General features: G+C 62.4%; 26 protein-coding genes. 20 read left to right on the top strand and 6 right to left on the bottom strand.

All coding sequences use genetic code 11. The features are described from left to right. Positions 1–562, bottom strand: a 562-nt coding sequence (locus tag H281_RS0129425; protein ID WP_020070712.1) for a flagellin N-terminal helical domain-containing protein, incomplete at its 3' end; no start/stop codon positions are given. 265 nt (positions 563–827) lie between these two features. Between H281_RS0129425 and H281_RS0129430 the strand changes: the two genes are divergently transcribed. Then, on the top strand, positions 828–1,769 hold the full coding sequence (locus tag H281_RS0129430) for an aldo/keto reductase (RefSeq protein WP_020070713.1): 942 nt from the start codon (positions 828–830) through the stop codon (positions 1,767–1,769). A gap of 358 nt (positions 1,770–2,127) precedes the next feature. Beyond that, entirely contained in the window at positions 2,128–2,340 is a 213-nt protein-coding gene (gene rpsU, locus H281_RS0129435) for a 30S ribosomal protein S21 (RefSeq protein WP_006050883.1), read from the top strand. Between the two features lie 154 nt (positions 2,341–2,494). Here rpsU and H281_RS0129440 read toward each other — a convergent pair whose 3' ends face one another. Together H281_RS0129440 and H281_RS0129445 are read right to left on the bottom strand one after the other, a co-directional pair. Beyond that, the gene (locus H281_RS0129440; RefSeq protein ID WP_020070714.1) at positions 2,495–2,920 is read right to left on the bottom strand and encodes a hypothetical protein; all 426 of its coding nucleotides are present in this window, start codon (positions 2,918–2,920) and stop codon (positions 2,495–2,497) included. 374 nt (positions 2,921–3,294) lie between these two features. Further along, positions 3,295–3,891: a DNA-3-methyladenine glycosylase I gene (locus H281_RS0129445; protein ID WP_020070715.1), complete on the bottom strand. Its 597-nt coding sequence runs from the start codon at positions 3,889–3,891 to the stop codon at positions 3,295–3,297. A gap of 136 nt (positions 3,892–4,027) precedes the next feature. Between H281_RS0129445 and H281_RS0129450 the strand changes: the two genes are divergently transcribed. Both H281_RS0129450 and H281_RS0129455 read left to right on the top strand, forming a co-directional pair. Next, positions 4,028–4,918 carry a BadF/BadG/BcrA/BcrD ATPase family protein gene (locus H281_RS0129450; protein ID WP_020070716.1) on the top strand — a complete coding sequence of 297 codons (891 nt, stop codon included), beginning with the start codon at positions 4,028–4,030 and terminating at the stop codon, positions 4,916–4,918. A 126-nt stretch (positions 4,919–5,044) separates the two neighbouring features. After that, positions 5,045–5,866 (top strand): Cof-type HAD-IIB family hydrolase, encoded by an 822-nt coding sequence (locus tag H281_RS0129455; protein ID WP_020070717.1) that lies wholly within the window; start codon positions 5,045–5,047, stop codon positions 5,864–5,866. 129 nt (positions 5,867–5,995) lie between these two features. On the opposite strand, the gene H281_RS0129460 is transcribed toward H281_RS0129455, so the two are convergent. Further along, positions 5,996–6,307, bottom strand: coding sequence for a PXPV repeat protein (locus tag H281_RS0129460; RefSeq protein ID WP_020070718.1), 312 nt, complete (start codon positions 6,305–6,307; stop codon positions 5,996–5,998). A 466-nt stretch (positions 6,308–6,773) separates the two neighbouring features. Further along, positions 6,774–7,514 (bottom strand): aquaporin Z, encoded by a 741-nt coding sequence (aqpZ, locus tag H281_RS0129465; protein WP_020070719.1) that lies wholly within the window; start codon positions 7,512–7,514, stop codon positions 6,774–6,776. 294 nt (positions 7,515–7,808) lie between these two features. Between aqpZ and H281_RS0129470 the strand changes: the two genes are divergently transcribed. After that, positions 7,809–8,111, top strand: coding sequence for an H-NS histone family protein (locus H281_RS0129470; protein ID WP_020070720.1), 303 nt, complete (start codon positions 7,809–7,811; stop codon positions 8,109–8,111). A gap of 313 nt (positions 8,112–8,424) precedes the next feature. Here the strand turns inward: H281_RS0129470 and H281_RS0129480 are convergent, their stop codons facing one another. Continuing rightward, positions 8,425–9,489, bottom strand: a complete 1,065-nt coding sequence (locus H281_RS0129480) for a glycosyltransferase family 4 protein (protein ID WP_020070722.1) — start codon at positions 9,487–9,489, stop codon at positions 8,425–8,427. A gap of 702 nt (positions 9,490–10,191) precedes the next feature. Here H281_RS0129480 and flhD point away from each other — a divergent pair. From flhD to H281_RS0129555, 15 genes are all read left to right on the top strand, one after another. Further along, the gene (gene flhD / locus H281_RS36200) at positions 10,192–10,512 is read left to right on the top strand and encodes a flagellar transcriptional regulator FlhD (protein WP_006050893.1); all 321 of its coding nucleotides are present in this window, start codon (positions 10,192–10,194) and stop codon (positions 10,510–10,512) included. A 45-nt stretch (positions 10,513–10,557) separates the two neighbouring features. Beyond that, positions 10,558–11,118 (top strand): flagellar transcriptional regulator FlhC, encoded by a 561-nt coding sequence (gene flhC, locus H281_RS0129490; RefSeq protein WP_020070723.1) that lies wholly within the window; start codon positions 10,558–10,560, stop codon positions 11,116–11,118. 226 nt (positions 11,119–11,344) lie between these two features. Next, positions 11,345–12,205, top strand: coding sequence for a flagellar motor stator protein MotA (motA, locus tag H281_RS0129495; RefSeq protein ID WP_006050895.1), 861 nt, complete (start codon positions 11,345–11,347; stop codon positions 12,203–12,205). 19 nt (positions 12,206–12,224) lie between these two features. Further along, complete coding sequence (gene motB, locus H281_RS0129500) at positions 12,225–13,232, top strand: flagellar motor protein MotB (protein WP_020070724.1); 1,008 nt, start codon at positions 12,225–12,227, stop codon at positions 13,230–13,232. Between the two features lie 84 nt (positions 13,233–13,316). Continuing rightward, positions 13,317–13,694 (top strand): response regulator, encoded by a 378-nt coding sequence (locus tag H281_RS0129505; protein ID WP_020070725.1) that lies wholly within the window; start codon positions 13,317–13,319, stop codon positions 13,692–13,694. Positions 13,695–13,781: 87 nt separating this feature from the next. After that, complete coding sequence (gene cheA / locus H281_RS0129510) at positions 13,782–16,058, top strand: chemotaxis protein CheA (protein ID WP_020070726.1); 2,277 nt, start codon at positions 13,782–13,784, stop codon at positions 16,056–16,058. A 63-nt stretch (positions 16,059–16,121) separates the two neighbouring features. Beyond that, positions 16,122–16,652, top strand: a complete 531-nt coding sequence (locus H281_RS0129515) for a chemotaxis protein CheW (RefSeq protein ID WP_020070727.1) — start codon at positions 16,122–16,124, stop codon at positions 16,650–16,652. Between the two features lie 42 nt (positions 16,653–16,694). Continuing rightward, a complete protein-coding gene (locus H281_RS0129520; protein WP_020070728.1) occupies positions 16,695–18,548 on the top strand; it encodes a methyl-accepting chemotaxis protein in 1,854 nt (617 codons plus the stop codon). A gap of 201 nt (positions 18,549–18,749) precedes the next feature. Next, entirely contained in the window at positions 18,750–19,682 is a 933-nt protein-coding gene (locus H281_RS0129525) for a CheR family methyltransferase (RefSeq protein ID WP_020070729.1), read from the top strand. Next, positions 19,679–20,476 (top strand): chemoreceptor glutamine deamidase CheD, encoded by a 798-nt coding sequence (gene cheD, locus H281_RS0129530; RefSeq protein ID WP_020070730.1) that lies wholly within the window; start codon positions 19,679–19,681, stop codon positions 20,474–20,476. Before H281_RS0129525 ends, cheD begins: the two co-directional genes overlap by 4 nt. A gap of 5 nt (positions 20,477–20,481) precedes the next feature. Further along, complete coding sequence (locus H281_RS0129535; protein ID WP_027776958.1) at positions 20,482–21,570, top strand: protein-glutamate methylesterase/protein-glutamine glutaminase; 1,089 nt, start codon at positions 20,482–20,484, stop codon at positions 21,568–21,570. A 59-nt stretch (positions 21,571–21,629) separates the two neighbouring features. Then, positions 21,630–22,025, top strand: a complete 396-nt coding sequence (gene cheY / locus H281_RS0129540) for a chemotaxis response regulator CheY (RefSeq protein WP_006050905.1) — start codon at positions 21,630–21,632, stop codon at positions 22,023–22,025. Between the two features lies 1 nt (position 22,026). Further along, positions 22,027–22,737: a protein phosphatase CheZ gene (gene cheZ, locus H281_RS0129545; protein WP_020070733.1), complete on the top strand. Its 711-nt coding sequence runs from the start codon at positions 22,027–22,029 to the stop codon at positions 22,735–22,737. 261 nt (positions 22,738–22,998) lie between these two features. After that, entirely contained in the window at positions 22,999–23,535 is a 537-nt protein-coding gene (locus tag H281_RS0129550; protein WP_020070734.1) for a DUF2844 domain-containing protein, read from the top strand. A 15-nt stretch (positions 23,536–23,550) separates the two neighbouring features. Further along, entirely contained in the window at positions 23,551–24,867 is a 1,317-nt protein-coding gene (locus H281_RS0129555) for a DUF3443 domain-containing protein (protein WP_027805054.1), read from the top strand. The last annotated feature ends 147 nt before the right edge of the window (positions 24,868–25,014 follow it).

Raw genomic sequence — 25,014 nt, forward strand, 5'->3', positions numbered from 1 at the left:
TGTCGAGACCGCTGATCGTGCCAGCCAGTTGGCCGGTTGCCAGGGAACCGCTACCCAGGCTAGCTGCCGACATGCTCTTCGACAGGTCGAGGTTGATCGTCTGACCGACGTTCGCGCCAACCTGGAAGCCCACGATACCAGCCGAGCCGTCCAGAATGTTCGTGCCGTTGTACGTCGTTTGCGACGCGATACGATTCACTTCCTGGATTTGCTGTGCAACTTCTTTCTGCAGAGCTGCCTGGTCCGACGAGGACATCGTGCCCGTCGAAGCTTGCACAGCCAGCGTACGGATACGTTGCAGGCTGGACGTCAGCGAGGACAGCGCGCTCGACGCGGTCTGAATCAGCGAAACGCCGTCGTTCGCGTTCGACACGCCTTGGCCCAGACCGTTGATCTGGGTTTGCATACGCGTCGAGATCGCCAGACCTGCTGCATCGTCAGCTGCGCTGTTGATGCGCTTGCCCGACGACAGGCGGGTGATAGCTTGCGACAGGGCGCTTTGCGAGCCGTTGAGGTTTTGCTGTGCAACCAGCGAGTTGATATTGCTATTGATTCCGAGCATGGAAAATCTCCTAAATAAGCCTGAGCCCAATACGCCACGTTGGCATCGGCGGAAGCACTCGTTCATTGCTGGCCGCCTCAATGAAGGTTGACGGCACCCCTAAAAAACTTGAGGGACTTTCTTTTATCGCGCTCCAACCGCTATCGCTGGCGAGGCGTGTGCGCCCCGCCCGACAAGGGTTTGCGGTGCGATTCACGGGTGCGCTGCACGATTTGAAAAGGCGGCGTATTCTCTTTTTCTCTTGTGAATAAAGCCGGAAGAAATCATGCAAAGACGCCGCATTGGACGCTCGGAATTGCAAGTCGCACCGCTTATGTTCGGTGGCAATGTATTCGGCTGGACCGCCGATGAAGCGACGTCGTTTTCGATTCTGGATGCCTTCGTCGACGCCGGACTGGACTTCATCGATACGGCCGACGTCTATTCCGCCTGGGCGCCCGGCAATCAGGGCGGCGAGTCCGAAACCGTCATCGGAAAGTGGTTCCGGCGGAGCGGCAAGCGCGACAAAATCGTGCTGGCGACGAAAGTGGCGAAGCATCCGCAGCGTAAGGGACTTTCGGCGGCGAACATTCAGGCGGCAGTGGAAGACTCGCTGCGCCGCTTGCAAACCGATTACATCGACGTGTACTTTTCCCACGAAGACGATACCGAAACGCCGCTTGCCGAGACACTCGGCGCGTACCAGCGGCTGATCGAAGCCGGCAAGGTGCGAGTGATTGGTGCGTCTAATTACAGCGGTGCGCGCGTCGAGGAGGCGCTTGCCGTGTCCCGCCAGCACGGGCTGCCTGAGTATCAGGTGTTGCAACCGGAATACAATCTGTACGATCGGGCCGAGTATGAGACCGACATTGAGCCGGTTGCGGTGGCCCATCAGTTAAGTGTGGTCGTGTATTGGAGTCTTGCAAGCGGATTCCTCTCGGGAAAGTACCGTTCGCAGGAAGATCTCGCCAATAAGGCGCGAGGTAGCCGCGTGGAAAAGTATCTGAACCCACGTGGTTTGCAGATTCTCACGGCGCTCGACCGCGTCGCGGCGCGGCATGGCAGCACGCCGGCCAGCGTCGCGCTGGCATGGCTGATCGCGCGACCGAGCGTGACCGCGCCGATCGCGAGCGCGACGTCGCTGCAGCAGCTGGAAAGCCTTGTCGCCGCAGTTCATCTGACGCTCACCAGTACCGACATCCGCGAACTGGACGATGCGAGCGCATGAATCGCCCGGATGGCCTGGCGTAATCCCTAAACCCCTGGTAGCATGGAGAGTTTCCTGATATCATCGGGAGTGAATTGAGATCTTTGCCTGTTTCGTCATCGGTTTTCCGTTGGTGAAAGGTTGGCGAAACGGCAGCAGACGCGGCTTTGCAGTACGTCTGTCCGCGTTCCGCGGTGAGCTCCGCACCTCTCTTTTCCGGCCTCCGTGGCCGCTTTGCCTCTCGTTTCATTCGTGGTTTGGCCGGGTTCTTCCCGCGTTTGCCTGTTACTGGCCATGAATCGAAACGACCGGAGGGCCGGCGCGTGAGCGGTCTCCGCCACGCAATCAACCCATATCAAGTGATTGAGTTAGGAATTACATGACGACGATTCTTCTGAAGGAAAACGAGCCGTTCGAAGTGGCGATTCGCCGCTTTCGTCGCGCAATCGAAAAGAACGGCCTGATCGCAGAACTGCGTGAGCGCCAATCGTACGAAAAGCCGACTACGGCACGTAAGCGCAAGAAGGCTGCTGCTGTGAAGCGCCTGCACAAGCGCCTGCGCAGCCAGATGCTGCCGAAGAAGCTGCACTAAGCAAGCTTCTCAGCACGTCAGAACGGCGGTGTGAGCTTCGAAAGAAGCCACACCGCCGTTTTGCTTTGTGGTCGCAGTTGACGCGGCTTTACCGTGTTGAGCAGGCCGGTGCCGCGCCGTGCTCAGGCGTCGCCAGACGACGCCTCGCGCGTAGTTACGCTGCGCTCTTCAACTTGTGCACGGAGAGCCCGAATTGACGCGCGATCGAGTTCAGGCGCTCGTCCCATTCCCACGTGCCGAACACGTCGTGCACGTTTTGCAGGCAGCTGAGCAGATCGACGGTGGCCTGATCGTACACATTGATGCGCGAACGCAGCAGCGCTTTCCTCAGCGCTGCCACGCCGACGTCCATATACGCGGGCGCCGGGACGGGCGTCTTGCCGATATAGCGCACGGGCACGCCTTCCATAGCCGTCATATAGTCGCGCAGCTTGATGAAGTTGCCGACAGGGCAGCCGCCACAATAGCCACGATAGGCGCCGCCTCCGCGTGGCAGCAGTGCTGCGCGCTTCTGGCCGAAAAGGTGGCTCACGGCCCGGTCGTAAATGTCCTGATGGGTGAGGAAGGTAACGGTTTTCATGGTTGGTCTCGCGATGCTGCGCGGTGGTTACTCGTTGATGAGCGTCTGATACCAGTATCCAGCCTGCGTTCGCTGTCCAAGCCCCGACTAGCATGGCGAAAAGCCTTCAATTCCGGGCTTTGCCCGTGGATTTGCCGCGTGACTCAGGCGGGCGCCCAAGCACAGCACAAGGAGGCTCAAGCGGCCCCAACAGGCTCCAATCGCCACTGGTTGCCGCAAACGCAGCGACGCTCATAACCGTATAACGACCAACATCCGTGATAAGCGCAGCAGGGCTTTACCGGATAGCGGTTTCGACCGGTGCGCAAGGACCGTGTAGGCAGGCGAGCGCTGCCTCCCACGCGCCCGGCACCGTCACCGTGTAGTCCCCGCGGCTAACCGGCCTTGCGAGCCCGTCCCTTCTTGCCGAGGGCGGCGCAGCGCGCGCGGCACATGCAGGTCACCTCGTGATCGTTCACCATGCCGACCGCCTGCATGAACGCATAACAGATGGTCGAGCCGACGAACTTGCAGCCGTAGCGCTTCAGCGCTTTGCTAAGTGCATCGGAAACCTCCGTCGATGCCGGCGCGTACTTGTACGACGCCCACTCGTTCTGAATCGGCGTGTTGTCGACGAAAGACCAGACGAAGTCGGCGAGCGATCCGTGTTTGGCCCGGATCTGCTGCACGGCGCGCGCATTCGTGATGGCGGACTCGATCTTGCCGCGATGGCGCACGATGCCTTCGTCCGCCACGAGCGTGTCGACGTGCTGCGGCGTGAAGCGCGCGACCTTGTCGATATCGAAGTCGGCAAACGCGCGCCGGTAGCCCGCTCGCTTGTTGAGAATCGTCGACCACGATAGTCCGGCTTGCGCGCCTTCCAGCACGAGCATTTCGAAAAGATGCTGGTCCTCGCGCGACGGCACGCCCCATTCAGTGTCGTGATACTGTGCGAGCGCTTCGCTCGATACCCAATTGCATCGTTGTGTCATGTGGCGCTCCCGGTAGTCATGTCGCTCGCCAGCATAGCGGAACGCCTGGACGTCGCAAGCTAGCCGTTCGGCCAATTGCCGGATCGAAACAGACCTGCCACGCTATGCACATTTCCCACGAAACGCACCTCTCTCAATGAACGAAGACCTATTTCTGATCGGCGTTGACGGCGGCGGCACCGGCACACGCATCGTGCTGGCCGACGCGCACGGGCGCGAGTTGGCGCAGGCGGCAAGTGGGCCGTCGGGTCTTGGCTTGGGCGTCGAACGCGCGTGGCAAGCAATCGCGGCTGGCTGTGCCGATGCATTCGCGCAGGCGGGCGCCGCGCTTGACTGGTCACGCTGCGTACTGGGTTGCGGTCTCGCGGGCGTGAACAATCGCGACTGGCTGGCGGCATTTCTCGCGCAGGCGCCAGCTTTGGCCGGGCTCGCCGTAGAAAGCGACGCGTACACAACATTGCTTGGCGCGCATGGCAGCGCGTATGGCGTGATTGTCGCGCTCGGCACGGGCAGCGTTGCGGCGGCGGCCGACCGCGACGACGGCGAATTCCGGACGGTCAGCGGGTATGGTTTTCCGTCGGGTGATGAAGCGAGCGGCGCCTGGCTCGGAGTGCGAGCCATTGTTCACGCACAGCACGCGCTCGACGGACGGGGGCCGAACGACGACCTCGCGCAGGCGCTCCTGGCCCATGTCGGCGCACACGATCGCGACGAACTTGTCGTGTGGCTTTGCGAAGCCAATCAGACCGCGTATGCGAGCCTCGCGCGGATCGTGATTGCGCACCGCGCGCATCCATTCGCCGCGCGGCTGCTTGGCGAAGCGGGGCTTCAGATCGGCAAAATGATTGCCGCGCTCGATCCATCTGGGGCGTTGCCCATAGCCTTGTGCGGCGGCCTCGGGGCGCCGTTGCGCGAGTATGTGCCGCAGATCTATCAGGGACGGCTGCGCGAACCGTTGTCCGACTCCGCGCATGGTGGTTTGCAGCTGGCGCAGCGTCAAGCCGCGCGGCTTGTGGGCGACGCGTGAGCCAGTGTCTGACCGGCGTCCGGCGTGGACGCGAGCGCCGCGCGTTCAATGCCGACGGGAAGCGTTCGGGGCCCATCTCGTCATCGACGGTAAAATAGCGCCTTCCACGCTGCTCGCCTGCTCACTATGTATAAAGTCATCGCCACGGATCTCGACGGCACGCTGCTCAATGCCGACCATCAGGTCGACCCGTTCACGGTCGCCACCGTGCGCAAGCTGGAAAGCGACGGCGTGCAATTCGTGATCGCAACGGGTCGCCATTTCTGCGACGTCGCGGGTATTCGCGACATTCTCGGCATCAAGCCGTATCTGATTACGTCGAACGGCGCCCGTATCCATGCGCCCGACAATACTGTGATCCACGCCGACGACCTGCAGCCCGCCATCGTGCAACGCCTCGTGCAGCCCGGAATTGTCGGCGAGCACGGTCGCGTCATCGTCAACCTGTTCGCCGACCAGGCGTGGCTGATCGACCGGGACGCGCCGGAGCTGCTGAAGTTTCATCAGGATTCCGGCTTCACCTATGAAGTCGCCGAACTGCTCGCGCACGACGGCGTCGATATCGCCAAGGTTCTTTACATCGGCGATCCGGCGGATCTGGCCACGGTCGCGGACAATCTCGCACGCGAGTTCGACGACGCGCTCTATGTGACATATTCGCTGCCGGACTGCCTGGAGGTGATGACGGCGAATGTCTCGAAGGGACGCGCGTTGCAAATCGTGCTCGAGCGCGTGGGCGTGGATGCTGCGCATTGCGTGGCTTTCGGCGACAACATGAACGATATCGACCTGCTCGAAACGGCCGGCCATCCGTTCATGATGAACAACGCGAATCCCGATCTGATCACACGGCTGCCGAACGTGCCGCGGATAGGCAACAATTTCGAAGCGGGCGTCGCGCATCACTTGCGCAAGCTGTTTTCACTTGACGACGAACTGACGGCCTGACGACCGGAGTCTTGAATGCGACCGGCCCGCATCGCACGATGGCAGATGCGGGCCGGTTGACTAGATGCCGGCGTCTCTCCGGCTCTCGTTGCCGACTTACCTACCAGTCGGAATCACTAGTCGTAACCATTAGTCGCGCCATCCGCCACGGCGGTCGCCGTGATCGCGCCGGTCGTCGTGGCCCCAACGGCGGTCGTCCCGATTCCAGCCGTGCTCGTAACGGCGGTCGCCGCGATAATAGTCGCCGCGATCGTAGCGATGGCCCCAGCCGCTATTGCCGTAGTACACGGGCTGCGGTGCTGCGTAGACCGGCGCTGGGCGGGTGTAGACAGGCGCGCCGAGCGACAGCCCGATGTTCAGATCCGTGTGTGCTTGCGCTACACCGCATGCGCCCGCTGCGAGACCTGCGGCAACCAGCAATTGAGTGACGATGCGTTTCATGTTGTTCTCCATCCAAGAGCCTGCTGTGAAGCGACGAGTGTTTGTCGCACAGGTTCAATCTACGCATTGCGCCTCACGAGTACTGCGACCAGATGTTACGGACTGCAAGCATCGTCGCAGTGCTTGAAAGCATCCACTCGCGCCTGCTCTGCGTCGGATCGGCGCCACTCATTCAACGGAAAGCCCGTCGCAGCGGGGCGTTGGGGCAGATAAGTGGCGCGCGCATCGAATTGATGGCAACTAAGGCAGGCGTTTGCCGGCATGGCGCGTAATCCCGGCTTACATCTGTATAACGGATTAATCTGGTCCTTTCGACGAATCCGCTGAGATGGCCGGGCGTGAAACGGCCGCGAAGACCCACTCTATAAATACTGCGGAAGCTGCCGCTCGACTGCTCCGGCACGCGGCCTTCATAAAAAAACGGGCGCCGTAGCGCCCGTTCGAACCCGCAGCCAACCGGTTCCGGTTAGTCCAGTGCCAGCTTCCGCGCGTTAGCGTCGCGGCTTTCCGCGACCAGCGGATACAGCACGCCGGCAATAACGGCGCCGATGATCGGCGCGATCCAGAAGAGCCACAACTGATCCACCGCAGCCCCGCCGACGAAAAGCGCCGGGCCGGTCGAGCGTGCCGGGTTGACCGAGGTGTTCGTCACCGGAATCGAGACAAGGTGAATCAGCGTCAGACACAAGCCGATGGCAATAGGCGCAAAACCGGCCGGCGCGCGTTTGTCAGTCGCTCCGAGGATGACGAAGAGGAAGAAGCCCGTCATAACCGCCTCGCAGACGAATGCCGCGGCGAGCGAGTAGTGGCCCGGCGAGCGCTCGCCATAACCGTTGCTCGCGAAACCGCTCGCGACGAGTTCGAAGCCGGGCTTGCCCGAGGCGATCAATGCCAGCACCGCCGCGCCCGGCACGGCGCCGACCACCTGCGCGACGATGTACGGAACCAGGTCGCGAGCCGGGAAACGGCCGGCCACTGTCAGGCCGACGCTGACTGCCGGGTTCAGATGGCAGCCGGAAATGTGGCCGATTGCATACGCCATGGTCAGCACCGTCAGCCCGAAAGCGAGCGATACGCCGACGAAGCCGATGCCGAGGCCATGCACCGGACCGGCGAAGTTGGCGGCGAGAACAGCGCTGCCGCAGCCTCCCAGCACGAGCCAGAAGGTGCCGAACAACTCGGCAGCAAGGCGCTTTGACAACTGCATGATTGGTAATCCTAAAATAGTTGATGCTCTGAAAGCACGGAGTCTGGGCGCACGCTCCGGGCGGGCGCGTGCCTTTGAGCGCCCAATTCTAGGGAAAGACTCGCCAATCGGGTGTCAAGAATTGTCAATGCCGGGCGGCATTACCGATTATTCCGGGATAAAGCCGTTTTGCAATTCATCAACCTTAATAATTATCAGAAGATACCGTCCTAAATCAGTAATGTTATCCATTGCGAATTTTTATAATTACAGTTAGTCTGCGAAGCGAATGAGATCTAAAAGGGGAGAACCGGAATGTCTCAATATGCAGACCTCAAGGCGCAGATCGCCAAATTGCAGGCACAAGCAGAAGAAGCCCGCCGTACGGAAATCGACAATGTGATAGCCGACATCCGCCAAAAAATCGCCGAATACGGCCTGACTGCACAGGACCTCGGCTTTGCAGTAGCCGCCAAGCGCGGACGCCCGCCCAAGAAGGCGCCGCTGCCGGCTAAATATCAAGACCCGAAAACAGGTAGTACCTGGAGCGGCCGGGGAAAACCGCCCAAGTGGATCGTTGGCAAGAACCGTGAACGCTTTTTGATTGGTGCAAGCTGAGTCGTTCGCGAGTGAACGAAAGCGAATTGAAGGATCGGCGCGAGTCCGGGTTTAGTGGGCTGTTCTAATCGGACATGGAAGCGTATCCACATCGCCATTAAAAAAGCCGCCTTTGAGAGGCGGCTTTTCTGTAAATGAAGCGGGATAAGTCCGAGTTACCGTTTGCGCAAACGATTCACGTGGAAAAAATACCTGCATTCCGTGCGTCAATCGAAAAGCGCTTCAGGCATGTGAGCCTGGATGGCGACAGAGTACTGGCCCGTTTAAAGCACCAGTATCCTGGTTGCGCCGCCATCTTCAGGCTCACCACGCTTTAGCCCACCGCAACCTGGCGCAGCATCGGCCGACGCGAAGCCTCGATCAGCGCCGAGTACGCGTCAACGTAGTTGCGTGCCATCGTCTTCGAACTGAAACGGCGTTCGAACTGCGCGCGGATTTCGCTGCGCGACAACTCGTCGAGACGTTGAAGCGCCGCCACCGCGCCTTGCACGTCTTCTACGATATAGCCGGTTACGCCATGGTCGATCACTTCCGGCACCGAACCGCGGTTGAACGCGATCACCGGCGTGCCGCAGGCCATCGACTCGATCATGACGAGGCCGAACGGCTCGGACCAGTCGATCGGGAACAGCAGCGCCTTGGCACCCGACAGGAACTCGGGCTTTTGTGCCTCGTTGATCTCGCCGACGAACTCCACATGCGCCTGCGACAACAGCGGCTCGATCTCGCGCTTGAAGTAATCCTGGTCGGCCTTGTCGACCTTGGCCGCGATCTTCAGCGGCAAACCGCTTTGCGCCGCGATCTTGATGGCGGTGTCGACACGCTTTTCCGGACAGATCCGGCCCAGGAACGCGAGATATTCCGGCTTCTTGTGCGCCTGCGGCGTGAGCAGCTGCTCGGGCAGACCGTGGTAGATGGTGCTCAACCAGTTTGCTTGCGGCAGCGGCAGGCGCTGCGAATCGGAAATCGAAACGACCGGCGCGCCCGAGAACGCATCGAACACCGGCTGCAATTCAGGCAGGTCGAGGCGGCCGTGCAGCGTGGTCACGAACGGCGTGTCCATCGTTGAAAACAGCGGGAACGGCATGTAGTCGAGGTGGAAGTGCAGCACGTCGAACTCGTGTGCGACCCGGCGTACCTTTTCCATCATCAGAATATGGGGGGCCAGCGCGTCGCGAATCGTCGGATCGAGGCGCAGCGCACGAGGCCAGCACGCGTCGAGCTTCGCGGAAGTCGCCGAGTCGCCGCTCGCAAACAGCGTGACGTCGTGACCGTCGTCCACCAGTGCCTCGGTGAGGTACGACACGACACGTTCGGTGCCACCGTACAATTTCGGCGGGACTGCTTCATACAGCGGCGCAATTTGTGCGATTCGCATGCGTTTCTCCTGTTGAGTACGGCTTCGCACAGCGGCGCTCGGGTAGAGCGAAGAGCGAATGCCTGACGGACGGTTGGGCGCGGTAGCCGCCGCCCGGGGGTGCTCCGAAACTGCATCGGGTTATCCCTTAGGGCCATTATCGGGATCGGCCGCGCCAATTCGAGTTATTTTTCAAACGCTTAACCTTGTTACAGCGCGAAACACGAGACGTTACACACCCTCAGGCACGTTTTCGGCGCTTTTAAACTGATTCTGGCGGGGGATGACGAACGTTCCTCGAACCGCCGCGCTCCGTTATAGCAAGCGGCGAGCCCGCAACCGCAAAGTCGGGAATATTACGGGGCGGTGAAAACGTCTTATAATCCGGCTCACCGTTGAACGGTGCGGCCCGACTGCCTAACCTGCTCACCGCTTGGCACATTCGCCGGGAAGTTAAGATTCACCGCGCATAACGGCCCTGATCTTCGCGCCCGTTAATCTGCTTAACCCGACCCAAAAACACAGCGTTGTAGGAAAAACTCCTACATGAATGACGGATTAATCCGTCAAACAAGCTGGGTGTCTGTCCGATTTCGTTTCGCCCCCCCTTTCGAGACAATGCTCGCAAGACTACAAACGAGCCGACCGGCGCGGTTTGACTGCGCGCGTTCGAGCAAACGTTTCCGTAACGGCCTGACCAGCCAGATACACCCCGGGGGAATCATGAGCGCGACAAGCGAAATGCTCAATGAGATCAGAGAAGTCAACCTGTCTTATCTCCTGCTCGCGCAGCGCCTGCTCCGCGAAGACAAGCCGATGGGCATGTTCCGCATGGGGATTTCGGACCAGTTGGCCGACGTGCTCGCCAACCTTTCGTTGGCGCAGACCGTGAAGCTGGCGGCGTCGAATCAGGTGCTGTGCCGCTTCCGTTTCGACGACCACGCCGTGCTGTCCGCGCTCGCGGACAAGGGCAAATCAAGCGCCGTTGCGCAGGCGCACTCCGCGATCCTGATGGCAAGCCAGCCTGTCGAGCAACTCGGCTGATGGCGGTCCGCACAAGGCAAGCAATCGGGACGGGAACGTAAGCGGATGGCCTATAAAAGCGTGGTGCTCGAAGTCAGGGAAATCACCCTGGCCATCGAACTGATCGAACTCGGCGCGCGTCTGCAACTGCTCGAGGCGGAAACCAGCCTGTCGCGCGACCGGCTCATCAAGCTGTACAAGGAACTGAAAGGGGTCTCGCCGCCCAAGGGCATGCTGCCGTTTTCGACCGACTGGTTCATGACGTGGCAGCCGAACTTTCACTCCTCGCTGTTCTACAACATCTACCGTTTCATGGCCGACCATGGCGGCTGCGCGACGATCCAGTCGATCGTGAAGAGCTACCGGCTTTATCTCGAGCACGTGCAGTTGCACGAAGACGAACCCGTGCTCAGCCTCACGCGCGCATGGACGCTCGTGCGTTTCTTCGATTCGGGGATGCTGCAGATCACGCCCTGCTGCCGCTGCGGCGGACATTTCGTCGCACACGCTCACGACCCGAAACACGGCTTTATCTGCGGGCTGTGCCAGCCGCCTTCGCGCGCCGGTAAGACAAAGAAAGTTGCGGACGCCCGCGCCCGCGAGAGCCTCGCTGCGCTCGCCGCCTGATCCTCAAGCGGGCCGCCGCCGTGCGGCCCTCGTCCATCTCCCCGCCCACTGGGCGCTGCCGCCCGGCTGACTACCGCGCCGGGCCGCGCATCCACGTCTCCGGCCAGCCGCGCCCGCCTCTGGTTTACACCGGCGAGGCTAGCCGCTTTTCCGCCAAAGTTTTCTGGTGCGTTGCCGTAAACCAGTTTAACGACGGTCACCGTCGCTTCTTTGTGAGGGCTCCGCAGTGCTGATTTTCGTGGGAACACTCGTGACGCTTTTGTCCGTCTTCGGCGGTTACGCGCTGGAAGGCGGCCATCTCGGCGCGCTGTTGCAGCCCGTTGAAGTGCTGATGATCGTCGGCGCCGGCGTAGGCGCGTTCATCCTCGGAAACGGGATGAAGACGATCAAGGCAACGCTGCGCGTCATTCCGACCCTGTTCAAGGGCGCGAAGTACAACAAGGACGTCTATATGGAGCTGATGGCGCTCCTTTACGTCCTGCTCGCCAAAGCGCGCAAGGAAGGCACGCTGACACTGGAAGCGGACATCGACGATCCGTCGAAGAGTCCGATCTTCACGCAGTACCCGAAGATTCTCGCTGACCATCACATCATCGAGTTTCTGACCGACTACCTGCGCCTGATGGTGGGCGGCAACATGAATGCGTTCGAAATCGAAAGCCTGATGGACGAGGAGATCGAGACGCATCACCAGGAAGGCGAAGCGCCCGCTCATGCGCTGAACAAGGTGGGCGACGCAATGCCGGCGTTCGGTATCGTGGCCGCGGTGATGGGCGTGGTGCACACCATGGCGTCCGCCGACAAACCGCCGGCAGTACTCGGCGAAATGATTGCGCAGGCGCTGGTTGGTACGTTCCTCGGCATTCTGCTTTCGTACGGGCTGATCGGGCCGCTTGCGAGCGTCGCCGAACAGCGCGTGACCGAGTCGACCAAGATGTTCCAGTGCATCAAGGTGACGATTCTCGCGAGCCTGAATGGCTACGCACCGGCGATCGCCGTCGAGTTCGGCCGCAAGGTGCTCTTCTCGACCGAGCGTCCGTCGTTCGCCGAGCTCGAAGAGCACGTGCGCCGCGTGAAGGCCAAGTAAGGGCGCCGGGAACGAACCGATGAGCAAGGACAAAGACCGCGCCATTGTCGTCAAGCGCGCTGCGCCGAAGAAGGCCGGCCACCATGGCGGCGCCTGGAAGCTCGCGTATGCGGACTTCATGACCGCGATGATGGCGTTCTTCCTGCTGATGTGGCTGCTGAGCTCGGCATCCACGGTGCAGCTGAAAGGCATCGCGGAATACTTCAACCAGCCGTTGAAGATCACGCTGTGGGGCGGCGACCGCAGCGCGGAAGACTCGAGCATTCTGAAGGGCGGCGGCCGCGATATCTCGACCGACGCGCAAGGCGTGACGCGCGCAACGGACGGTACGAACAATCGCGCCGAGCGCACGGTCTCGCACAGCAGCGAAGACTCGATGAAGCAGTTGCAAGGTGAACTGGAGCGACGCGAGCAGGTCCGGCTGCACGATCTGCAAGTGAAGCTGATGGCCGCGATCGAAGCGAATCCCGTGCTGCGCCAGTTCAAGCAGCAGATACGAATCGATTCGACGCTGACCGGCTTGCGCATCGAAATTGTCGACTCGCAGAAGCGGCCGATGTTCGCGACCGCGAGAGATCAGGTCGAGCCGTACATGCGCGACATTCTGCGCGAGATCGGCCACACGCTGAACGATGTGCCGAACCGCATCATCGTACAAGGACACACCGACGCCGCGCAGTACGCGGGCGGCGAGAAGGGCTACAGCAACTGGGAACTGTCCGCGGACCGCGCGAATGCGTCGCGCCGCGAGCTGATCGCCGGGGGCATGGACGAAGCAAAGGTAATGCGTGTACTCGGCCTCGCGTCGACGCAGAACCTGAACAAGGCGGACGCGATGGATCCGGAGAACCGCCGCATCAGCATCATCGTTCTGAACAGGAAATCAGAGGAGGCGCTCGACCACGACGACTCCACAACGACGACCTTGTCGGACGATGCAGCCGGCTCGAAGCCGCTGCTGCAAAAACTGGCGCAGCCGGCGACGGCCGCGCCCAAGGTACCGGCGGTAGCGCCGGCGGCTCAGTAACAGAAGGCGGTCGTCCCGCTGTTCCATGCGCCTCACTGGCGCGGACAGCGAGGCGACACATAGCGTAAGTGCAGCGAGGTTTTCATGATCAGGCATATCCTGGCAATCGACGATTCGGCATCGATGCGGCAGATTCTTTCCGCGACGCTGACGGCGGCCGGCTATGAGGTGACGCTCGCCGCGGACGGCGCGGAAGGGCTCGAAAACGCGCTCGCCGTGCGGTTCGACCTGGTGTTGACCGATCAGCACATGCCGGGCAAGACCGGCCTCGATCTGATCTCCGAGCTGCGCGGCAATCCGGCTTACACGGCGACGCCCATCCTCGTCCTGACGACGGAATCGGGCGAGTCGTTCAAAGCCGCGGCGCGCGAAGCAGGTGCGACCGGCTGGATCGAAAAGCCGCTCGACCCCGACATGCTCACCGAACTGGTGGCGGCGCTGGCCGAGCCAGATCAGGCATAAGCATCAACCTTAGACAAGTTATAGAAGCTCTCGACGCTGCGGCACGGTAGCCCAAGCCTAGACAGGAACTCTCGCGGTGACCCAGGCATGACACTCGACATCACTCAGTTCTATCAGACGTTCTTCGACGAAGCGGACGAACTGCTCGCGCAGATGGAGCAGTTGCTGCTCAATCTGGACATCGCGCATCCAGACCCCGAAGACCTCGCGGCAATTTTCCGCGCGGCACATTCGATCAAGGGCGGCGCGGCGACGTTCGGCTTTACAGCCTTGACGGAGACGACCCACATCCTCGAATCGCTGCTCGACCGTGCGCGCAACAACGAACTCGTGCTGCGCAAGGACATGATCGACACGTTCCTCGAAACCAAGGACGTGTTGTCGGGCCAGCTCGCCGACTACCGCGCGAGCGCAGAGCCCGACGCGGCGGTTGCGAAGGCGATCTGCGCGAAGCTCGAACAGTTGCACGCGGAAAGCCGCGGCGTGGCTGCGCCGGCTGCTGCAGCGCCGGTCGAAGTCGCGGTGACCGCGCCGATCGAGGAATTCGCAACAGTAGAAGAAGGCAGTCCGCCGGAACACGTCGTCGAACAGGCGGTGCAGGCGGCGGGCGAATGGAATGACGGCGAACCGGCACAGACCGGGCAAGCCGAAGGAACCGGCGACGCGGACGACGCCGCCGGTCCGCACCTGAAAATTACGCTACGGGGCGTTGATGAGAAGGACCAGGAACTCCTTGCCGAAGAGCTGGGTAACCTGGGCAATATCGTCGGGCAGGTCAAGAGCGGCGGCGATCTGACGCTGTGGCTTCAGACCGATGTTACGTCCGACGACATCATCGCCGTGTGCTGTTTCGTGATCGACGAAAGTCAGATCTCGATCGGCCGCGGAACCGCACCGGCGGACGGTGCTCAGCAAGGCGAACCTGGAACGCCCGACGCTGAGCCTTCGTCTCCGGCGCAAGCAGCACCGGCGGCTTCGGCCGCCACTAATACCGCAGCACCCGTGGCGCCTGCCGCGACGGTCGCGCAGCCTGCTCCGGCGCTCGCCGCCGAGCCCGCCAAGGCAGCTCCGGCAGCGGCTCAAGCGCCTGCGGCCAGCGCACCGGCGGCCGCTGCCGCGGCAGCCGGCGAGCAGGACCGCAAGGCCGCACGTCCGGCAGCGGCGGCAGGCGGCGCGGAAGGCAGCTCGATTCGCGTGGGCGTCGAAAAGGTCGATCAGCTGATCAACCTGGTCGGCGAACTGGTGATCACGCAGGCGATGCTTGCGGAAACCACCAGCACGTTCGATCCGGCGCTGCACGATCGCCTGTTCAACGGCATGGCACAGCTCGAACGCAACGCGCGCGATCTGCAGGAAGCCGTCATGTCGATCCGCATGATGCCGATGGACTACGTGTTCAGCCGCTTCCCGCGACTCGTGCGCGATCTCGCGGCCAAACTCGGTAAGGAAGTGGAACTCGTCACCTTCGGTCAAGCCACCGAACTCGACAAGAGCCTGATCGAGCGGATCATCGACCCGTTGACCCACCTCGTGCGCAACAGTCTCGACCACGGCATCGAAACCGTGGAAGCGCGGCGCGCGGCGGGCAAGGCCTCGACCGGTCAGCTCGTGCTGTCGGCGGCGCATCACGGCGGCAACATCGTGATCGAAGTCAGCGACGACGGCGCCGGTCTGCGCCGCGACAAGATTCTCGCGAAGGCTGCGAAGCAGGGCATGCAGGTCAGCGAAACGATGACCGACGAGGAAGTCTGGAACCTGATCTTCCTGCCGGGCTTTTCGACGGCGGAGCAGGTCACGGACGTGTCGGGTCGCGGCGTCGGTATGGATGTGGTGAAGCGAAACATCCAGTCGATGGGCGGTCACGTGGAAATCACGTCGCACGCCGGCAAGGGCAGCACCACGCGCATTGTTCTGCCGCTCACGCTGGCGATTCTCGACGGCATGTCCGTCAAGGTCGGCAACGAGATCTTCATTCTGCCGCTGAACTTCGTGATGGAGTCGCTGCAGCCGCAAGCCGAGGACATTTACACGGTCGCCAACGGCGAGCGCGTGGTGCGCGTGCGCGGTGAATATCTGCCGCTCGTCGCGTTGCACGAAGTGTTCAACGTCGACGGCGCAAAGCAGGAGCCGACCCAGGGCATCGTCACCATCATGCAAACCGAAGGGCGTCGCTTTGCGATGCTGATCGACGAACTGGTGGGGCAGCAGCAAGTGGTCGTGAAGAACCTTGAAACGAACTACCGCAAGGTGCGCGGCATTTCCGCAGCGACCATTCTCGGCGACGGCCGCGTCGCGCTGATCGTGGACGTGGCGGCGCTGAACCGCGAGTCGCGCAACGCGCACGGCGCAATGAGTCTCGCATGATGTCCGTCAAATTTGTCGTAACACTCACTCAACTTAATTTATCCCAACCGTTTGGGGGCTAACGTGGCAGAAGTTCAATCCATCAATTCGAGCGTCGCGAACGCGACGAATGGTCGCCGCGATGCGCAGCAGGCCGACGCCGGCGGTCAGGAATTCCTCGTCTTTACGCTCGGCGCCGAAGAGTACGGCATCGACATTCTGAAGGTGCAGGAAATCCGCGGCTACGACAACGTGACGCGCATCGCGAATGCGCCCGAGTTCATCAAGGGCGTCATCAATCTGCGCGGCATCATCGTGCCGATCGTCGACATGCGCATCAAGTTCCATCTGGGCCGCGTCGAGTACGACCACCAGACCGTCGTGATCATCCTGAACGTCGCGCATCGCGTGGTCGGCATGGTGGTGGACGGCGTGTCCGACGTGTTGACGCTTGCCATCGACCAGATCATGCCGGCGCCGGAATTCGGCGCGACGCTGACGACCGAGTACCTCACGGGTCTCGGCACCGTCGACGGCCGCATGCTGATCCTGATGGACATCGAGAAGCTGATGACGAGCCGCGAGATGGCGCTCATCGAAACGCTCGGCGTCTAACAGCCGCGGCGTTCAGAAAAGTTAGTGACAGGGAGCATTGAGATGCTAAGCAGGTGGTCGATTCGCACATCGCTCACGCTAGTGGGGATCATTCTCGTCGCGCTGACCATGGTGGTCGGCGTACTTGGGTTGACGGCGCTCGGCAGCGCGAGCAAGTCGCTCGACCGCATCGCGCGCGGCGATCTGGTGGCGATTCATGCGCTCGACGACGCTTCGGCATACCTGCTGCGCTCGCGTGTTTCGCTGGACCGCTTTACCGCGCTGACAGCCGCTGGCGACACTGAAACGGCCAAGAAGGTTCTGGACCGTGCAGTGGAGCTGTACGGCTTCAGCAACAAGAACTGGCAGACCTACGTCGACGCGCCGAAGACCGGCGTCGACCAGGCGCAGATGGACGAACTGCTCGCGCGCCGCACGGCGCTCGTGCGCGACGGCATGGAGCCGGAGTTCGCGGCGCTGCGGGCGAACGACATGGCCGCGTACCACGCGATCGCCGATACGAAGATCAGCCCGATGTTCGTCTCGTATGACAACGTGGCGTCGGTGGTGATCAAGAACCTGCAGCAACAGGCCGTGGACCAGCAGGCGGATGCGCAGTCGAACATCTCGCTGATGACGACGTTGATCATCGCGTTTGCCACACTCGCGCTGCTGCTCGTGATCGGTCTGCGTTTCGCGCTGCGTGGCCTCATCGTGCAGCCGCTTCAGGACGCAACCGAATGCTTCGAGCGGATCGCCGCGGGCGATCTGTCGGAAGCGATCGAGGTGAAGAGCCGCAACGAAATCGGCCGCCTCTTTGCCGGCATCAAACGGATGCAGGAAAGCATGGCGTCGATGGTCACCGCGGTTCGCAGCAGCACCGAGTCGATCGACACCGGCGCGCGTGAAATCGCGATGGGCAACACCGATCTGTCGCAGCGTACCGAACAGCAAGCCGCCTCGTTGCAGGAAACCGCATCGAGCATGGAGCAACTCACGGGGACCGTGCGCCAGAACGCAGAGAACGCGCGCCAGGCAAGCCAGCTCGCTGTGAATGCGTCCGACATCGCGACGCGCGGCGGCGAGGTGGTAAGTCAGGTCGTCACGACGATGCAGGACATCGCGAGCAGTTCGAGCAAGGTTGTCGACATCATCGGCGTGATTGAAGGCATTGCATTCCAGACCAACATTCTGGCGCTGAACGCGGCGGTGGAAGCGGCGCGTGCCGGCGAACAGGGCCGCGGGTTTGCGGTCGTGGCCGGCGAAGTGCGCAGCCTTGCACAACGCAGCGCGAGCGCCGCGAAGGAAATCAAGGAGCTGATCGGCGACTCGACCGACAAGGTGCAAAGCGGTTCGGCACTCGTCGGACGTGCCGGTACGACGATGGACGAGATCGTGCAGGCCGTGCGCCGCGTGACCGACATCATGGGCGAAATCAGCGCGGCGTCCGAGGAGCAATCGGGCGGCATCGAACAGGTGAATCGCGCGGTCGTGCAGATGGACGAGGTGACGCAGCAGAACGCCGCGCTTGTCGAAGAAGCGGCGGCAGCGGCAGGCTCGCTCGAAGATCAGACGCGTCAGTTGCAAGCGGTGCTGAGCGGCTGGAAAGTCGCCAGCAGCCCCGCTCGCAGTTTCGCCGCGCAGGCCGAGCCGCAGGTGAAGGCGCGGGCGGCGGTGAGCAAGAGCAAGACAGTGGCGAAGAGCGCAGCGCGACCGGCGCAGCCGGCAGCAGCAACGGCAAATGCAGTAACGGCAGGCGGCACCGCTTCCGCTTCGGGCAATCACGAAGCAGGCGCGGCGCGCGTCGAACCGGCGCTCAAGCCGAAGACGCCGCCCGCGGCATCCGCACCCGCACCACGGCCGGCTGCCGCCAGCGTAGCGTCGGCGGGCTCGGACGCGGACTGGGAAACGTTTTAAGAAATGATGAAGAAACATGCAGTCATTCGGTATCTCGCTCCATGCGGCGCGAATCATCGGAGCACGCTCTTACAGCGTGTCGCGGGCCGACTGCATGGTGGTGATTCTTGCGGGCGGGCGCGACCCCGCAAAAACAGTCCCTTGCTCGCCGGCAGTTCCGTCGCGCAAGCGTGATGGCTCGTATCGCAGGCAGGAACTTTCATGATGGCAACGCGCGCACAGCAACGCACCGACCGGGCAGAACCGGTCAGATCCGGCGAACAGGGACGTGATTTCGATTTCACTTCGGCGGACTTCACACGCATTCGCGAACTGATTCACCGCAGCGCCGGCATCTCGCTCTCCGATCACAAGCGCGATATGGCGTATAGCCGTCTCGCCCGGAGGCTGCGCGCCCGTGGCCTCGACTCGTTCAAGCAATACCTCGATCTGCTCGAAGCGGAAAACGATCCCGCCGAGTGGGAAGCATTCACGAATGCGCTCACGACGAACCTGACCGCGTTTTTCCGCGAGGCGCATCACTTTCCGATCCTGGCCGATTTCGTGCCGCGCCGCGCGCAGCCTGTTTCGGTGTGGTGCTCGGCGGCCTCGACCGGCGAGGAACCGTATTCGATCGCGATGACGCTGATCGAAGCGCTGGGCGAGACCGGCGCGCGTCAGGCCACGGTGCTCGCGACCGACATCGACACGCAAGTGCTCGCGAAAGCCGAAGCCGGTATGTACCAGTTCGACCAGGTGAAGCACCTTTCGCCCGAGCGGCTCAAGCGCTTTTTCCTGAAGGGCACGGGCGCGCATGCGGGCATGGTCAAGGTGCGTCCGCAAGTGCGTGCGATGGTGCGCTTCGAGCAATTGAACCTCACCGATCGGGACTATCAGTTGCGCACGCAGTTCGACGCGATCTTCTGCCGCAACGTAATGATCTATTTCGACAAGCCGACGCAAGCTCAGGTGCTGAGCCGCTTCGAGCCGCTGATGAAGTCGGGCGGCCTGCTGTTCGCCGGCCACTCGGAAAACTTCACCTACGTCACGCAGGCTTTCAAGCTGCGCGGTCAGACCGTCTATGAACTGACGCGCGATGCTGCAGGCGCGCGCGCACCGGCACGCACGCCGGCGACGAGCGGGGTGACGGTATGAGCAGCGCCTTGCCTATCGCGACCAATCTCTATTACGACAACCACTTCCAACGCCCAGGCGTGAAGCTGTTGCCGAACGAGTTCTACACCACGCACGACGACATGGTGCTCGTCACCGTACTCGGTTCGTGCGTCGCGGCCTGCATTCAGGACCGCACGGCCGGCATCGGCGGCATGAATCACTTCATGTTGCCCGACGACGGTGCGGAAGTCGGCCAGGCCGCGTCCGATTCGATGCGCTATGGCGCCTACGCGATGGAAGTGCTGATCAACGAACTCATCAAGGCGGGCGGCCGGCGCGACCGTTTCGAAGCGAAGGTGTTCGGCGGCGGCGCGGTGCTCGCGGGCATGACGACGATCAACATCGGCGATCGCAATTCGGAATTCGTGCGCCGCTATCTTGCGCTCGAAAAGATCCGCATCGTCGCAGAGGATTTGCAGGGCTCGCATCCGCGCAAGGTGGCATTCATGCCACGCACCGGCCAGGTCATGGTGAAGAAGCTGCGTCTGCAGCAGGACCCGGGTGTGGCCGAGCGCGAACAGGCGCTCGTGCGGCAAACCGCCGAAGCGCGCGCCGAGCGGCTTGCCGCCGCGAGAAAGCGGGTCGAACTGTTTTCAGCGCCAGCCGCCACGAAGCCGAAGATCGAACTGTTCGGCTCAAGCGGTGGCTCGGGCAACGGCTCAGGCAGCACAACAGCGAATGGCGCGGGCGCGCCAAGATCGCGCATCGAACTGTTCGGCTCGACCCCGCGCCCAACTAATTCAACAAACGCCAGAACCGCAGAGGAGGCGTGAGCGCTGTGCAAAAGATCAAAGTATTGTGCGTCGACGATTCGGCGCTGATCCGCAGCTTGATGACGGAAATCATCAATAGCCAGCCGGACATGACCGTCGTTGCAACCGCTCCTGACCCGCTGGTCGCGCGCGAGCTCATCAAGCAGCACAACCCCGATGTGTTGACGCTCGACGTCGAAATGCCGCGCATGGACGGTCTCGACTTCCTCGAGAAGCTGATGCGTTTGCGTCCGATGCCGGTCGTGATGGTGTCCTCGCTGACGGAGCGCGGCAATGAAATCACGCTGCGTGCGCTGGAACTCGGCGCGGTCGATTTCGTGACGAAGCCGAAGGTCGGCATTCGCGACGGCATGCTCGACTATTCGGAAAAGCTCGCCGACAAGATTCGCGCCGCGGCGCGCGCTCGTGTGCGCCAGGCCGCGCCGGTGCATCATGCGCCGGCTGCCGCCGGACATGCGCCTGTCGGCGCCGCGCCGCTTTTCAACAATCCGCTGCTGAGTACCGAGAAGCTGATCATCGTCGGCGCGTCGACGGGCGGCACGGAAGCCATCCGCGAAGTGCTCGTGCCGCTGCCGCCGGATGCACCCGCGGTGCTGATTGCACAGCATATGCCGCCCGGTTTCACAAAATCTTTTGCGCAACGCCTCAATGGTTTGTGCCGGATTACCGTTAAAGAGGCAGAGCATGGCGAACGTGTGCTGCCGGGACATGCGTATATCGCCCCAGGCCACGCTCACCTGCTGCTTGCCCGAAGCGGTGCGAACTACATCGCGCATCTGTCGGATGATCCGCCGGTGAACCGGCATCGTCCTTCGGTGGACGTGCTCTTTCGTTCCGCCGCGCAGCACGCGGGCAAGAATGCGGTCGGAGTGATCCTGACAGGAATGGGGCGCGATGGCGCCGCAGGTCTGCTGGATATGAAAAAGGCAGGGGCTTACACCCTTGCGCAGGACGAGGCGAGTTGCATTGTGTTCGGCATGCCGCGTGAAGCGATTGCGCTGGGCGCGGCGGACGAAATCGCGTCGCTGCCGGATATGTGCCGGCGCGTAATGGCGCGGCTTGCGTCGATGGGCGATCGCGTTCAGCGGGTATGATGCGCCGTTCGGATTGAGGCGGTCACACGCCGCACCGTGAATCAAGTAAAGGGAATCAAATGGATAAGGCAATGAAGTTTCTGGTTGTTGACGATTTTCCGACGATGCGCCGGATCGTTCGCAACCTCCTGAAAGAGCTGGGGTACGGCAACGTGGACGAAGCCGAAGACGGCCAGGCTGGTCTCGCCCGTTTGCGCGGCGGCACCTACGACTTCGTGATTTCCGACTGGAACATGCCGAACCTCGACGGTCTCGCCATGCTCAAGGAGATCCGCGCCGATGCAAACCTCAAGCACCTGCCGGTGCTGATGGTGACGGCCGAGTCGAAGAAGGAAAACATTATCGCGGCGGCTCAGGCCGGCGCGAGCGGTTATGTCGTAAAGCCGTTCACGGCCGCGACGCTCGACGAGAAGCTCAACAAGATTCTCGAAAAGATGGCCAAGACCGGGAGCTGATGTGAACCTGCCGACCAATGCACAAGGCGCTGAAGCGGTCAACGAGAGCGGCGACTTCGCGTCAGACCGCATTCTTGCCCGCATTGGACAACTGACACGTACGCTGCGTGATTCGATGCGCGAGCTGGGCCTCGACAAGCATGTCGAGCGCGCGGCCGAAGCGGTACCCGATGCACGCGACCGTCTGAAGTACATCGCGAACATGACCGAGCAGGCCGCCGAGCGCGTGCTGGGCTCGATCGATGTCGCGAAGCCGATCCAGGAGCAGTTGCAGAAAGACGCCGGCGAACTCGACGCGCGTTGGGAGCAATGGTACGCGGCGCCGATCGAACGCGCGGAAGTGCGCGCGCTGATGAACGATACGCGCGAATTTCTGCGCGGCGTGCCCGCAGCAACCACGGCGACCAATTCGCAGCTCATGGAGATCATGCTGGCGCAGGATTTCCAGGATCTGACCGGTCAGGTGATCAAGAAGATCACTGACGTCGTGTACCTGATCGAGCAGCAGTTGCTCGGCGTGCTCGTCGAAAACATCGCGCTCGAGCGGCGCGAGCAGTTCGCGGCGCATGCGGCGGCGCTGGTCGCCGAAGTATCTCCGACCGGCAGCCCCGAGCATCTGCTGAACGGTCCGCAGATCAATCCGGAAGGCAAGACCGACGTCGTGCAGGACCAGTCGCAGGTCGACGATCTGCTCGCCAGCCTCGGTTTCTGAGCGGCCCGCGCCCTTGCGGCGCGAGGCCTGCCAGTATGAATAGCAAGGCGCGCTCCCGCGCGCGAGTGCTGTCTATCGACACAAACCGCAGGCATACTACGAGGTCAAGCAGCGGCGCGGCCGAAGGTGAACGCTATCACCAGCGGCCTGCACGACGAGGTATTCCTCGGCAATGCGGCCCCGTCCGTGCCCTATGATTTGCCTATTTGCAGCCGGTTGGCATGAGCTTGCGCCGGCTAGCAGCCAGGGAGGAGTCTCGTTATGTGGAGTCGTGTACGTCGCGCCGGTGTGGTTACGGCGCTTGTTTTGCCCTGTTCGTTGACGGCCGTGCAGTCCGCTCACGCGGCGCTCGGCGGCGCCCCAATGTCGCCTCCGGCAGATGCGTCGGTTTCGTCCCGCAAGTTCCAGCCTGCCGACACGTCGGCGAACGCCGTGATGCGCTCGGCATCCGGTGCGGCTTCTTCCGCTTCGGCTTCCGCGTCCTATACCGTTCGTGAAACCACGCTCGGCAATGGCACGGTGGTGCGCGAATATCTGTCCGCTGACGGCACCGTGTTCGGCGTCGCGTGGAGCGGTCCGCAAATGCCCGATCTGAATGAAATGCTCGGTAGTTACTTTCCGCAGTACGTCGCGGGTGTGAAGGCGGCGCGCGCGGCGCGCGGCGGCGCTCGCGGGCCGGTTGCGGTGGATCAGAGCACGCTCGTCGTGCAGTCCGGCGGTCACATGGGCGCTTTTAGCGGCCGTGCATGGCTGCCGCCCGCGCTGCCGGCCGGCGTCAGCAGCTCAGACATCCAGTAACGGCGAGGACGAACGATGCGAACCATGCATATTGCGATGAAACTCAAGAACTGGATGCAAGTTGTGGCGACCGTCGCGCTGGTATCGGCGCTCGCCGCGTGCGGTGGAGGCGGCGACAGCGGCGGCAGTTCCAGCTCCAGCGGCGGCTCGTCAGGCAGTCAGATCAGCGGCTCCTTGCCGGCCAGTCCAACCCAGCAGCCGATCGCCGCGACAGCCGCGAACACCGTGCCGATCACGGTCGCCCACGGCGCCACGGGTGTGATCAACATACCCACGATCAGCGTGACGCTGTGCGCGCCCGGTACCACGACCTGCCAGACCATCAACAACATTCAGGTCGACACGGGCTCGTTCGGCCTGCGCATCGTCGGCGGGGCGTTGAATGCGGCGATGCAAGCCGCCTTGCCGGTCACCGCGACCTCGGGCGGCGCTCAGCTTGCTGAATGCGCGACGTTCGCCGACGGCTACACGTGGGGCACCGTGCGTACCGCCGCCGTCACCATCGGCGGCGAAACCACGACATCGGCGGTTCCGATCCAGGTGATCGGCGATAAAGACGCGAGCACCGTGCCGTCAGCCGGTTGCGGCAGCGGCTCGGCGGAAAACACGGCGAGCGACCTGGGCGCGAACGGCATCATCGGCATCGGCACCGCGCTTTATGATTGCGGCGCCACGTGCGCGAATGCCTCTACTGCGGCGACTTACAGCAATTACTTCGCGTGTCCGAACGGCACGTCTTGCGCTCGCACCGCGGTCGCGCTGGCGAATCAGGTGGCCAATCCGGTCGCCAAATTCCCGGTCGACAACAACGGTGTGATCGTGCAGATGCCGCCCATCTCGAACAGCGGCGCGCCGTCGGCCAACGGCACGCTGGTATTCGGCATCGGCACGCAGTCGAACAATGCGCTCGGATCGGCACAGACTTTCACGACGGATAACTTCGGCGATCTGACCAACAGCGTGTTCAACGGCAACACGGTGACGGCGTTCCTGGATTCGGGCTCGAACGGCTATTTCTTCAGCGATAGCTCGCTCACGTTGTGCGGCAGCAATTTCTCGGGCTTCTACTGCCCGTCCACCGCGCAAACCCGCTCCATCACGCTGGCCGGCCTGAACAACGTGAAGGCGACGGCCAACATCGGCATCGTCAGTGCATCGACGCTGTTCGGCAACGGCACCAACTACGCGTTCAACGATCTGGCGGGTCAGGTCGGCGGTCTCGCCGCATTCGACCTCGGCTTGCCGTTCTTCTACGGACGCCACGTGTATCACGGCTTCGATCTGCGGCCGATCGGCGGCACCCAGGCGCCTTTCGTGGCTTACGCAAGCTAACCTGCCGCCACGCAAAGCCTGACGGCTGTCCACAACGCCTGCGCGACCCCGCGCAGGCGTTTCTTTTTTCGGCCTCGCCCGGGTCCACGCCGCGCTTGCCCATCCCCCGAAAAGCCCCCGTTTCCCCTTCCTTATCCGCCGATCGGT

Origin of the sequence: Paraburkholderia caledonica (assembly GCF_000383275.1) — a bacterium.
GTDB lineage: Bacteria > Pseudomonadota > Gammaproteobacteria > Burkholderiales > Burkholderiaceae > Paraburkholderia > Paraburkholderia caledonica.